Consider the following 11,720-nt stretch of genomic DNA (forward strand, 5'->3'; position numbering starts at 1 on the left):
CCCCGTTCCAGCGACCGCCTGCCGCTTGTTACCGGCAGGTTGCGTTCCTCTCGCGATGTTTTCACCTGAGGACGGCGTGTCAAGCGCGCGGCGGTCGTGGTCTGACCCCGCGTGAGCAACCTCACCACGGGCGTGCTAGGGCCGCCACTCGGCGGTGCGGTGGTCGTTGACACCGCACCCCGGACGTGCGTGAGGGGCTCTCCGGGCCGCTAGGAGACGACGGACAGCGCCGCGGGCACCGAGCGCACCCGCAGCCCGGTGGCGGTGCCGAGGTGGTCGCCGTCGAGCTGCCAGCCCTGCGGCCGTGCGGCGGTCAGGACGACGTCGTCGAGGTCGTGCCGGCGGTGCACCCCGCGGCCGCGGGCGTCGGGACGGCGGGCGAGCACCTGCCGCGCGTGGTGCAGCATCCGCAGCACGCCCATCCGGCCCAGCGCGAACACGTCGAGGCCGGCGTCGAAGGAGGCCTCGGGACTGGGGTTGACCGGACGTGACCCCAGGTAGGTCCAGGGGCTCACGTTGGACACCAGGCACAGGAACAGCCCGTCGAGGTCGGGCTCGTCGGGCAGGGCCAGCGTCATGGCCGGGCGCCGGCGCTCCCGGCCGAGCACGAAGGCGCGGGTGGCCTCGCGGACGTAGAGCGCCCCGGTGGAGCGGCGGCCGCGGGCGCGCTGCCGCTCCACCCGCGCGATGACGTCGGCGTCGAAGCCCATGCCCGCGGCGAAGACGAACCAGCGCGGCTCGCTCCACCCGGAGTGGACCGCCGCACCCGCCTCGGCCGCCGCCACCGCGGTCGCCGGATCGACGCCGCGGGCCGGGACCGTGCTGGTCCCGGTGGCGCTGGCGGTGCCGAGGGACACCCGCCGCGTCCGCCCCGACCGCAGCGAGTCGAGGATCTCGCCGGTGGCCTCGACCGGGTCGCGGGAGCGGCCCAGCGCGCGGGAGAAGACGTTGGTGGAGCCGCCCGGGACGACGGCGAGGGTGGGCACGTGCGCGCCCGGCCCGTCGGTGAGCAGGCCGTTGACCACCTCGTTGACCGTGCCGTCGCCCCCGAGCGCGACGACGACGTCGAACCCGTCGGCCAGCGCCTGCTGGCCCAGCTCGCGGCCGTGGCCGCGGTGCGTGGTCTCGGCGAGGTCGACCTTGAGCTCGCTGGCCAGCGCGCCCACGAGCACGTCGCGCACCCGGCCGGTCGTGGTCGTCGCCGCGGGGTTGGCCACCACGAGCGCGCGCATGCCGGAGAGCTAACCAGCACGGGGACCGTCCAACCGGCACGGACGGGGACTGCCGTGGCGGCTGACGCGTAGCCTCGCTGGTGTGACGGAGGAGGACGCCACACGCCGCCCGACCAGGGCCGAGCGGCTCTTCGGTGCCGCCGCGCAGCCCTCGTTCCGCCCGCCGCGCCGGCCGGGTCCCGCGGCGCCGCCGTCGGTCGTCCGGGCGGCGCTGGTGGCCGCCGTCGAGGCCGGGCTGCTGCTGGCCGGGGCGCTGGCCCTGCTCTGGCTGACCCTCACTGGCGAGCCCGACAGCGTCGGCCGGGCGCTGGCCGAGGTCGTCTACGTCGCGATCTTCGGGGTCGCGCTCGCCGCAGCCGCGGCCGGGCTGCGCCGGCTCGCGGGCTGGGCCCGCGGGCCGGTCGTCGTGCTGCAGCTGCTGCTGGGCCTGTTCGGCTACAGCACCGCGTTCCCCGGCGGCCAGCCGCTGCTGGGCATCCCGCTCATCGTCCTGGCCCTGGCCGAGCTGTACCTGCTGTTCACCCCCGAGGCGCGACTGGCGTTCCTCGACCGCTGAGGGGATCCGCTCCCTTCCGGCGGTGCTTGCGGCCCCGTCCCGGGGCCCGCCCCGAGCGTGCGAGGGGTGGGGAGGACGGGGTCCTTCTCACACCAGGTCGACGACGTCGGCGATCGAGTCGAGCACCCGGCTGGGGCGGAACGGGAAGCGGGCGACGTCGGCGGCCGTGGTCGACCCGGTGAGCACCAGGATCGTCTCCAGGCCCGCCTCGATGCCGGCGACGACGTCGGTGTCCATGCGGTCGCCGATCATCACCGTGCTCTCGGAGTGGGCCTCGATCCGGTTCATGGCGCTGCGGAACATCATCGGGTTGGGCTTGCCCACGAAGTAGGGCTTGGCGCCGGTGGCCTCGGTGATCATCGCGGCCACCGAGCCGGTCGCCGGCAGCGGGCCCTCGGGCGAGGGGCCGGTCACGTCGGGGTTGGTGGCGATGAACCGCGACCCGGCGCCGATCAGCCGGATCGCCCGGGTGATGGCCTCGAAGGAGTAGGTGCGCGTCTCACCCAGGACGACGTAGTCGGGATCGGTGTCGGTCAGGGTGTAGCCGGCCTCGTACAGCGCCGTCGTCAACCCCGCCTCGCCGATCACGTACGCCGAGCCGCCGGGCAGCTGGGAGGACAGGAAGTCCGCCGTCGCCAGCGCCGAGGTCCAGATTGACTCCTCGGGCACGTGCAGGCCCGAGCGCGCCAGCCGGGCGGCGAGGTCACGCGGGGTGAAGATCGAGTTGTTGGTCAGGACGAGGAAACGCCGTTCCGCGTCGACCAGCCGGGCGAGGAAGTCCGCGGCCCCCGGCAGGGCCTGTCCCTCGTGCACCAGGACGCCGTCCATGTCGGTCAGCCAGCACTCGGGCGTGCCACGCTCGGTTCCCACGCCCCCAGCCTGCCTCACGCCGTGACGACCCCGTCAGTCGCGTCGGTCGGCGGCGAAGTCGGCGAGCGCGTCGTCGGTCAGCCGGAACACCGTCCACCCGTCCAGCGGGAGCGCGCCGGCGGCCCGGTAGAAGTCGACCGACGGGGTGTTCCAGTCGAGCACCGACCACTCCAGCCGGCTGTAGCCGCGCTCGACGCAGGTGGCCGCGAGCGTCCGCAGCAGCTCCCGGCCCAGACCCGTTCCGCGGTGCTGCGGTCGGACGTAGAGGTCCTCCAGGTAGAGGCCGTGGGTGCCGCGCCAGGTGGAGAAGTTCAGGAACCACAGCGCCATCCCGGCGACCTCGCCGTCGGGACCGAGCGCGACGTGCCCGAACAGCGCGGGCGACTCCCCGAACAGCGCGGCGTGCAGCTGCTCCTCGGTGAGCCGGACCTCGTGCGCGGACTCCTCGTACTCGGCCAGCTCGCGCACCAGGCCCACGACGGCCGGGACGTCGGCGGGCTCCATGCGGCGGATCGTCACGTGAGCACCTCCCGGACGCGGGCCGGCACCAGCCGGCCGAGGGGGGAGAGCAGCGGCACCAGGACCGGCGCGAGCAGGTACCCGTAGGCGAGCACGCAGCCGGTGACGACCGGGACGGTGGCGAACCCGACGACCAGGGCGACGGCGGCGAGGACCAGTCCGTACGGGCGCCCGCTGCGGGGGCTGACCAGCGACCGGAACGAGCGGAAGCGGACGGTGCTGACCATGAGCAGCGCCGGGACGGCGACGATGAGCAGCACCCAGAGCCGGTCGCGGCCCTGCATCTGGTCGCCGAAGGCGAACACCGACGCCAGGACGACGCCGGCCGCGCCCGGGCTGGGCATGCCCGTGAAGTACCGCTTGTCCGCGGTGGGGTCGATGGTGGTGTTGAAGCGGGCCAGCCGGATCGCCGCGCACGCCACCCACAGGAAGCAGACCACCCAGCCCAGCGGGTCCCACTCGTCCCGGCCCTCGGAGAACAGGGTGAACGCGAGCAGGGCCGGGGCCAGGCCGAAGGAGACCAGGTCGGCCAGCGAGTCGAACTGCAGGCCGAAGGAGCTCACCGCGCCGACCAGGCGGGCGACCGCGCCGTCGGCGATGTCGAAGAGCACCGACAGGCCGATGAGGACGGCGGCGAGGGTGTACTGCCCGCGGATCGACAGCAGGATCGCGGCGAAGCCGCACATCATGTTGGCCAGCGTGAACAGGCTGGGCAGGGTCGCCATGGCGCGGCGGCGGCTGCCGCGGACCGAGCCGCGGACGAACTCCACGGTCGCCGTGCGGCGGGTCGTGGGCCGCCCCTCGCCCGAGGCCGAGCTGGGCACCGGGGCCCTCAGCCGGCGGTGGGCCAGCGGCCGATGACGGTGTCGCCGCCCCGCACGCGCTGGCCCTTCCGCACGGTGATCGTGCACTCCGCGGGCAGGAAGACGTCCATCCGCGAGCCGAACTTCATGAGGCCGAACCGCTCCCCGGTGGCCAGCCGCCGGCCGACGCCGGTGCGCGTGACGATGCGGCGCGCCAGCACCCCGACCAGCTGGCGGAAGACGACGGTCCGTTCGCCCTCCGGGTGGTCCTCGCGCAGCCACAGCTCGCTGCGCTCGTTGCGGTGCGCGGACTCGGCCCGGTAGGCGGCCAGGAAGCTGCCCTTGCGGTAGGAGCTCTGCACGACCTCGCCGCGGTAGGGGGAGCGGTTGACGTGCACGTCGACGACGGAGAGGAACACGCTGACCTGCTGCCAGCCACCCGGCGGGGCGGGCTCGGGGGCGACGCCCTCCTGCGGCTCGCCGGCGACCATCACCATGCCGTCGGCCGGGGACAGGACCACGTCGGCCGGTGGCTCCTCGCGGTCGCAGGGGCGGTCGGGGTCGCGGAAGAACAGGACCATGTAGGCCGACAGCGCCAGGAACGGCCAGGCCGCGACGCGCGCCCAGCGGCGACCCGTCCGCGCGCCCGCGGCGGCCAGCACGGCGGCCGGGCCGAGGGGTCCGGTGATGAAGGGCCACCCGGCCCGGTCGATGCGCATCGAGGGCTGACGGTACCGGGGCCCGGCGGCGGCCCCGCCGCCCCGCCGGGGCCCCCGGCGGGTCGCTCACACGCCGGGCGTCGCGACGTTCACGAGCCAGCGGATGCCGAACCGGTCGGTCACCTGGCCGAACGTGTCGCCCCACATCTGCCTCTCCAGCGGGACGTCGACCGCGCCGCCGTCGGCCAGCGCCTCGAACCAGCGGGTGAGCACCTCGAGGTCGTCGCCGGACAGCGAGAGCGACACCTTGTCCGGCCCACCGGCGTCGGGGTCGTGCCCGTCGGAGGCCATGAGCTCGAGCCCGTGGTCGGTGCGCAGGAAGGCGTGCATGACGCCGTCGTCGGGGTACTGACCCCCGCCCCCGCCCATGTCACCGAACGTCATGACCTCGAGGTGGCCGCCGAGGATCGAGCGGTAGAAGTCCATCGCCTCGCGGGCGTTGCCGGAGAAGTGCAGGTAGGGGTTGAGCCGGACGGCCATCGCGGGTCTCCTCGGGTCGGGGTGTCGCAGGCTGTGACCGGCGCCGTCCCCGGATCTCACCGGTGCCCGGGGACGCCGACGGCCGGCGGGCGAGGAGCCCACCGGCCGTCGGGGTCGTTCCGCTATGCGGCGGCCTTGGTCTCCCAGAAGATCCGGTCGATCTCGGCGATGTAGTCGAGCAGCTTCTGGCCCTCGGCGGGGTCCATGCTGCCCTTGCCGCCGGCCGCGCCGGCCTGCTTGGTGGCCTTGTTGAACAGCTCGTGCAGCTGCGGGTACTTCTCGAAGTGCGGCGGCTTGAAGTAGTCGGTCCACAGCACCCACAGGTGGTGCTTCACCAGGTCGGAGCGCTGCTCCTTGATGAGCACGCAGCGCTGCCGGAAGACCTCGTCCTCGCTGCCCTGGTACTTCTCCTGGATGGCCTTCACCGACTCCGCCTCGATGCGGGCCTGGGCAGGGTCGTACACGCCGCACGGGAGGTCGCAGTGCGCGCTGGCCTCCACGGCGGAGAACACGCGGCTGAACAGCATGCCCTCTCCTCCGTATGTCGATCGATCGGGTCGTCTGGGACCCTACTCGCGGTGATCAGTCCCCGTCCCGGTGAGCGGGCCGTCCCGCCGCTGCGGTCGGCGTGGGTGCTGGCGCGGGTGAGCGGCCCGTCGATGTCCCCGACGGTGCGGCACGGCGACCGGCTGCTGGTGCGGCGGGCGCGGCGCGGGGAGGTGGCGGTCGGCGACGTCGTCCTGGCCTGCTTCCCGTCCCGGCCCGACCTGCTGGTGGTCAAGCGGGTGCACCGGCTGCTCGGCGACGGCGCCGTCGACGTCCGCGGCGACAACCCGCTGGTCGCCGACGACAGCCGCGCCTACGGGCCGGCGGTCGCCGTCGGCCGCGTCGTCGCCCGGCTGCGGCCGCGGCCCGGCCGGCTCGCTTCACCCCCGCCGTCGGGCTAGGAACCCGCGCGCTGCCGGTCGTAGTGGGCCGTGCACTGCTCCATCGTCGGCAGGATCCCCTGCTCCCGGGCCTGGGCGAGGGTGGGCGCGGCCCGGTCCTTGTCCGACAGCCGGTACTCCACGCCGGCCGGCCACGGCAGGTCGAGGTCGGGGTCGAACGGGGAGATGCCGAACTCGCGGCCGGGGCTGTAGCCCGAGGACACCAGGTAGGTCACCGACGACCCGTCCTCGAGGGCGACGAACGCGTGCCCCAGCCCCTCGGCGAGGAACACCGCGCGGGGCCGGTCGGACTCCAGCAGCACCGCGTCGGAGACGCCGAAGGTCGGCGACCCGACCCGGATGTCGACGACGACGTCGAGGACCCGCCCGGCCGGGCAGTAGACGTACTTCGCCTGCCCGGGCGGGACCAGCGCGAAGTGCACGCCGCGGAGCACGCCGAGGGCGGACACGCTGTGGTTGGCCTGCGCCAGCGGCAGCGACCGCCCGGTGGCCGAGGCGAGGACGTCGGCGCGGTACCACTCGGTGAACCGGCCGCGGTCGTCGCCGTGCGGCACCAGGTCGAGCACGTAGCTGTCCGGCACGGCGAGCTCTCGGATCTCCACGGGCGGCACGGTAGCGAGGCGGCGGGCCCGCGGCCTCGCCCCACGGGGTGGGGCGGGGGAGCGCACGGCACTACCCTGCTGGGGCCATGGGCGCAGAGACCGGTCAGCCGGGGACGACCGCCGACCGATTCGCCGGCGACCCGGCGTTCGCGGTCCACGAGGGCGGCAAGCTGACGGTCCGGCCCACCCGCGGCATCACCTCGCGGGAGGACCTCGCGCTCACCTACACCCCCGGGGTCGCCCGGGTCTCCAGCGCCATCGCCGCCGAGCCGGCCCTGGCCCGCCGCTTCACCTGGGCGCCGCGCGTGGTGGCCGTCGTCTCCGACGGCACCGCCGTCCTCGGCCTGGGCGACATCGGACCGGCCGCGGCGCTGCCGGTCATGGAGGGCAAGGCCTGCCTGTTCAGCGAGTTCGCCGGGCTGTCCGCGGTGCCGGTCGTGCTGTCGACCACCGACGTCGACGCGATCGTGGAGACCGTGGCCGCGATCGCGCCGTCCTTCGGCGGGATCAACCTCGAGGACATCAGCGCGCCGCGGTGCTTCGAGATCGAGGACCGGCTGCGCGAGCGGCTCGACGTCCCGGTCATGCACGACGACCAGCACGGCACGGCGATCGTCGTCCTGGCCGCCCTGCGCAACGCCGCGACGGTCACCGGCCGCGCGCTCGGTGACCTGCGGGTGGTCGTGGCCGGCGCCGGGGCCGCGGGGGTCGCCTGCACCCGGATCCTGCTCGAGGCGGGGGTGGGGGACATCGCGGTGGCCGACTCCCGCGGCGTGCTGCACCGCGGCCGCGAGGACCTCACCCCGGTCAAGCGGGAGCTCGCCGAGCACACCAACCGCGCCGGCTTCGCGGGCACGATGACCGGTGCGCTGGAGGGCGCCGACGTCTACCTGGGGCTGTCCGGCGGCACGGTGCCCGAGGCGGCCATCGCGTCGATGGCGCCGGGCGGGATCGTGTTCTCGCTGGCCAACCCGACGCCCGAGGTCGACCCGGAGATGGCCGCGCGGTACGCCGCGGTGGTGGCCACCGGGCGCAGCGACCTGCCCAACCAGATCAACAACGTGCTGGCCTTCCCCGGGGTGTTCCGCGGCGCCATCGACGCCGGCGCCCGCGCGATCACCGAGGAGATGAAGCTCGCGGCGGCCGGGGCCGTCGCCGCCGTCGTCGGGGAGGACCTGGCTCCTGGCCACGTCGTGCCCAGCCCACTGGACCGGCGGGTGGCGCCCGCGGTGGCCGAGGCCGTGGCCGCCTGCGCGCGGGACCAGCGGATCACCCGTTAGCGCGTGCCTCCCGGCGCGGCCGGTAGACCAGGTCGAGGAGCCCGGCCAGGAGCCGCTCGGCCACCGGACGGGAGAGCGCGGCCACCAGGGCGTGCACCGGTGCCATCCGCTCGGGGAGCCGGCCGCCGCCGACGCCGGCCAGCTCGAGCAGCGCGTCGACCTCGGCGACGGTCAGCGTGGCGGGGTCGATCGTCGCCGCGGCGGCGACCAGCCCGGGGTCGGCGACCGGGCGGGGCAGCGCGGCGGCGGCGCGGGCGGCGTCGGCGAGGTCGGCGAGCAGCGCGTCCACGCGTCCCGCCGTGGCGCCGGTGACCGTCAGGTGCAGCGTGGCCGGCAGGTCCGCACCGCCGGGCTGGGCGAACGGCGGCTGGGGCTGCAGCAGCCAGCCACGGACGGCGGCCTCGTCGGCGAGGTTGAGCACGTCGACGCCGTCCGGGCCGTCCTGCGCGAGCGCGACCAGCGTGGCCACCGGCGTCCCGACCACCCGCAGCCCGGGGACCGCCGCCGCTCCCTCGGCCAGCGCGACCGTGGCCGCCCGGGTGGCGCGGGCGAGCTCGGCGTACCCGTCGCGGCCCAGCCACCGGTGCACAGCCCAGGCGGCGGCCATCGGCCCCGCGGGGCGGGTGCCGGCCAGGGTGGGGTTGACCACGGGGTAGCCCGGCCAGCCCGCGGTGCTGAACCAGTGCGCCTGGCGCAGCTCCGGCTCCGCGGTGAGGAGCACCGAGACGCCCTTGGGCGCGTAGCCGTACTTGTGCAGGTCCACCGACAGCGAGGTCACCCCGGGCACCGACAGGTCGAAGGGCTCGGGGACGTCGTCGAGGAAGGGCAGCACCCAGCCGCCGATGCACGCGTCGACGTGGCAGGGGACCCCCGCGGCGGCGGCCAGGGCGGCCACCTCGCCGACCGGGTCGAGCACCCCGTGCGGGTAGGACGGCGCGCTGACGACAACCAGCGCGGTCCGGGCGTCGAGCGCACCGGCCACGGCCGAGGGCAGCGCGCGGCAGCTGACCGGGTCGACGGCGACGTCGACGACCGCCAGGTCGAACAGGTGCGCGGCCTTGCGGAAGGCCGCGTGCGCGGTGACCGGCAGCAGCAGCCGGGGACGGCCGGTGCCGCCCCGCGCCCGCCACCGCTCGCGGGCGGCCAGTACCGCCAGCAGGCAGCTCTCCGTGCCGCCGCTGGTGACCGTGCCGACGGTCGCCGGGCCGCCGCCGAGCAGGTCGGCCGCCGCGCCCACCAGGTCGTCCTCGATGCGGGCCACGCTGGGGAAGGCGGTCGGGTCGAGCGCGTTGGTCCACTGGAACGCCGCCTGGGCCGCGGCGGCGAGGTCCTCGAGGCCGGCGCGGCCGGAGTCGTAGACGTAGGCCATCGTCGAGCCCCCGTGGGTGGGGACGTCGCCGGCCTGCAGCGCGGTGAGCTCGGCCAGCACCTCCTGCGGCGTCACGCCGGGACCTCCTCGGGTCGGGTGGGGACGGGGTCGAGCCGGTAGCGGGCCAGCACCGGCAGGCTGACCAGCACGAACAGCGCCGGGACGACGGAGAAGCCGAGCCGCACGGCCAGCACCGCGCCGGCGGACTGGGCGGCGTCCCCGCCGGCGGAGGAGGCGTACCCGGACGCGGCGAGCAGCAGCCCGAGCAGGCCGGGGCCGACCGCGAGGCCGAGGGTCTCGGCCGCCGTCCAGACGCCGGTGAACACCCCGGCCCGCCGCTGCCCGGAGGCGGCCTCGTCGGCGGCGACGACGTCGGGCAGCATCGCCAGCGGGAACATCTGCATGCCGGCGTAGCCGACGCCGACGAGCACCACGAGGGCGACGGCGAGACCCGTGCCGCCGGTGCCGACCAGCGCCAGCGCGGCCGCCGCGCAGCCGAACAGGGCGGAGGACGCCAGCAGCCCGGTGCGCTTGCCCAGCCGCCGGCTCACCCGCAGCCACAGCGGCATGACGAGGATCGCCGGGCCCACGAGCGCCCCGAACAGCAGCGAGCCGGCCGCGGGGTCGCCGAGCACCTGCTCGGAGTAGTACGGGACGCCGGCGAGCATGACGCCGATGCCGAGCGCCTGGACGACGAAGCCGGTGAGCAGCACCCGGAACGGCCGGGACCGCCAGGTCAGCGCCAGGGTCGCGCGGAGCCGGCCCTCGCTGGTGGTGCGGGTGAGCGTGGGCGCGTTGCGGGTGCCGGCGACCGCGCCGAGCATCCCGCCCGCGAGCAGCACCGCCACGAAGACCGCCATCGCCAGGTGCCCGGCGCGCCCGCCGCCGAACGCGTCGACCACCGCGGGGGCGCCCGCACCGGCGAGCAGGATGCCCAGCGCCAGCGCCGCCACCCGCCAGGACATGAGCGTCGCGCGCTCGCCGGGGTCGTCGGTGATCTCGGCCGGCTGGGCGACGTAGGGCACCTGGAAGCAGCCGTAGGCGGTGGCGGCCAGCAGGAAGGTGACCGCGACCCACGTGGCGGCCAGCGCCGGCGGGGCGCCCGGTCCGGCGAAGACGAGGACGAACAGCGGCGGCAGCGCCAGCCCGCCGGCGAGCATCCACGGCCGGCGTGGCCCCCAGCGGCTCCTCGTCCGGTCCGAGCGGCTGCCGATCCACGGGTTGAGCAACACGTCCCAGGCCTTGGGCGCGAAGACGACCAGCCCGGCCAGCCCCGCGGCGACCCCGAGCACGTCGGTCAGGTAGTAGAGCAGCAGCAGGCCGGGGACGGTGCCGAAGGCCGCGGTGCCGATGGAGCCCAGGGCGTAGCCGACGTGGGTGCCCCGGCCGAGTCGGGGCGGGACGGCGGTCACAGCGGGGGACCGTAGCGGCTGGTCGGCGGGGGCCCGCGCGGTCTCAGCCGGCGAGGCTGAGCAGCCCCTGCAGGTAGGGGTCGACGACGTCGCGGGCGGCGGTGTTGTCGTAGAGGAACCACACCGCGACGAGCAGGAAGGCCGGTGCCAGCACCGCCTTCTCCAGCGTGGTGCCCGTGCGCATGGGGGTGAGCGCGACGCGCTTGCGCTTGAGCAGCCAGACCAGCGGCAGCGGCACGCCCTGCTTGGTGATCAGGTCGCCGACGACGTGGGTGAGCACGCCCAGCGCGACCGCCCAGGGCAGCCACAGGGGCTGGGGCATGTGCTCGAGCAGCAGCCACGCGCCGCCGAAGGACAGCAGCAGGTTGCCGACGACGGTGTTCTCCGCCCGGCCGGGGATGACGAAGTGCAGCGCGCGCAGTGCCAGCCCGATCGCCAGCGCGATGACCACCAGGCTGGACCAGTACAGGTTCGCGGCGGCCAGCGCGACGGCGCCGAAGGCCACGGGCGCCAGCAGCGCGTCGTGCGTGCCCCAGCGGTGCCCGCCGGCGAGCCGGCCGATCGCGCCCGACGGCACGTCGGTCACCGGGCCCCACATGTCCGAGACCGTCGACCCGCTGTGGTCCAGGTCGGGCAGCATGGCGAACCCACCGACGGCGGCCACCCACGCCACCTGGGCGACGGTGCCGTCGACCGGGGCCCAGGGGAGGGTCGCCGCACCGGCGGCCAGACCGGAGAGCGCGTGGGAGTGACCGAGCACGTGCGCAGCGTCCCGTCCGGCGGCCCGCAGGTGGCGGAGGCGCACCGGCGCGATCACCAGGTGACCGGCGTCCTCCCTCACCGCAGCGGGGGGGGCGCCGCGGGGGGGGGGGGGGGGGGGGGGGGGCGGGGGGGGGGCGGGGGGGGGCTCGGGGGGCGGGGGGGGGGGTGG

14 protein-coding genes are annotated in these 11,720 nt (G+C 75.7%); 3 read left to right on the plus strand and 11 right to left on the minus strand.

The window, feature by feature from the left end; all coding sequences use genetic code 11:
* Positions 1-209: 209 nt before the first annotated feature.
* On the minus strand, positions 210-1,232 hold the full coding sequence (locus ACI79V_RS22535; protein WP_456892908.1) for a diacylglycerol/lipid kinase family protein: 1,023 nt from the start codon (positions 1,230-1,232) through the stop codon (positions 210-212).
* Positions 1,233-1,314: 82 nt separating this feature from the next.
* Here ACI79V_RS22535 and ACI79V_RS22540 point away from each other — a divergent pair, with 82 nt between their 5' ends.
* Positions 1,315-1,788, plus strand: a complete 474-nt coding sequence (locus ACI79V_RS22540; protein ID WP_456892910.1) for a hypothetical protein — start codon at positions 1,315-1,317, stop codon at positions 1,786-1,788.
* An 87-nt stretch (positions 1,789-1,875) separates the two neighbouring features.
* Here the strand turns inward: ACI79V_RS22540 and ACI79V_RS22545 are convergent, their stop codons facing one another.
* The 6 genes from ACI79V_RS22545 to sodN form a co-directional block, all read right to left on the minus strand.
* Complete coding sequence (locus tag ACI79V_RS22545) at positions 1,876-2,658, minus strand: HAD-IIA family hydrolase (RefSeq protein WP_456876499.1); 783 nt, start codon at positions 2,656-2,658, stop codon at positions 1,876-1,878.
* 33 nt (positions 2,659-2,691) lie between these two features.
* Positions 2,692-3,177 carry an N-acetyltransferase family protein gene (locus tag ACI79V_RS22550; protein ID WP_456892912.1) on the minus strand — a complete coding sequence of 162 codons (486 nt, stop codon included), beginning with the start codon at positions 3,175-3,177 and terminating at the stop codon, positions 2,692-2,694.
* On the minus strand, positions 3,174-4,001 hold the full coding sequence (gene pssA, locus ACI79V_RS22555; RefSeq protein WP_456876502.1) for a CDP-diacylglycerol--serine O-phosphatidyltransferase: 828 nt from the start codon (positions 3,999-4,001) through the stop codon (positions 3,174-3,176). Before pssA ends, ACI79V_RS22550 begins: the two co-directional genes overlap by 4 nt.
* 8 nt (positions 4,002-4,009) lie before the next feature.
* Positions 4,010-4,699, minus strand: coding sequence for a phosphatidylserine decarboxylase (locus ACI79V_RS22560; protein ID WP_456892914.1), 690 nt, complete (start codon positions 4,697-4,699; stop codon positions 4,010-4,012).
* Positions 4,700-4,765: 66 nt separating this feature from the next.
* Positions 4,766-5,179 (minus strand): VOC family protein, encoded by a 414-nt coding sequence (locus ACI79V_RS22565; RefSeq protein ID WP_456892916.1) that lies wholly within the window; start codon positions 5,177-5,179, stop codon positions 4,766-4,768.
* 122 nt (positions 5,180-5,301) lie between these two features.
* Positions 5,302-5,706 (minus strand): superoxide dismutase, Ni, encoded by a 405-nt coding sequence (sodN, locus tag ACI79V_RS22570; RefSeq protein ID WP_456876506.1) that lies wholly within the window; start codon positions 5,704-5,706, stop codon positions 5,302-5,304.
* 51 nt (positions 5,707-5,757) lie between these two features.
* Between sodN and ACI79V_RS22575 the strand changes: the two genes are divergently transcribed.
* Positions 5,758-6,126: a S24/S26 family peptidase gene (locus ACI79V_RS22575; RefSeq protein ID WP_456892918.1), complete on the plus strand. Its 369-nt coding sequence runs from the start codon at positions 5,758-5,760 to the stop codon at positions 6,124-6,126.
* Here ACI79V_RS22575 and ACI79V_RS22580 read toward each other — a convergent pair.
* Positions 6,123-6,728 carry a dTDP-4-dehydrorhamnose 3,5-epimerase family protein gene (locus ACI79V_RS22580; RefSeq protein ID WP_456876511.1) on the minus strand — a complete coding sequence of 202 codons (606 nt, stop codon included), beginning with the start codon at positions 6,726-6,728 and terminating at the stop codon, positions 6,123-6,125. The genes ACI79V_RS22575 and ACI79V_RS22580 overlap by 4 nt on opposite strands.
* 86 nt (positions 6,729-6,814) lie before the next feature.
* Here ACI79V_RS22580 and ACI79V_RS22585 point away from each other — a divergent pair, with 86 nt between their 5' ends.
* On the plus strand, positions 6,815-8,008 hold the full coding sequence (locus ACI79V_RS22585; protein ID WP_456892920.1) for an NAD(P)-dependent malic enzyme: 1,194 nt from the start codon (positions 6,815-6,817) through the stop codon (positions 8,006-8,008).
* On the opposite strand, the gene ACI79V_RS22590 is transcribed toward ACI79V_RS22585, so the two are convergent.
* From ACI79V_RS22590 to ACI79V_RS22600, 3 genes are read right to left on the minus strand one after another with little or no spacing between them, the layout of a single operon-like run.
* Positions 7,998-9,452, minus strand: a complete 1,455-nt coding sequence (locus tag ACI79V_RS22590) for a pyridoxal phosphate-dependent decarboxylase family protein (RefSeq protein ID WP_456892922.1) — start codon at positions 9,450-9,452, stop codon at positions 7,998-8,000. The genes ACI79V_RS22585 and ACI79V_RS22590 overlap by 11 nt on opposite strands.
* Positions 9,449-10,789 carry an MFS transporter gene (locus tag ACI79V_RS22595; RefSeq protein ID WP_456892924.1) on the minus strand — a complete coding sequence of 447 codons (1,341 nt, stop codon included), beginning with the start codon at positions 10,787-10,789 and terminating at the stop codon, positions 9,449-9,451. The genes ACI79V_RS22590 and ACI79V_RS22595 overlap by 4 nt, the downstream gene beginning before the upstream one ends.
* 43 nt (positions 10,790-10,832) lie before the next feature.
* Positions 10,833-11,549, minus strand: coding sequence for a metal-dependent hydrolase (locus tag ACI79V_RS22600; protein WP_456892926.1), 717 nt, complete (start codon positions 11,547-11,549; stop codon positions 10,833-10,835).
* Positions 11,550-11,720: the final 171 nt, after the last annotated feature.

The organism is Geodermatophilus sp. SYSU D00700 (assembly GCF_054050255.1).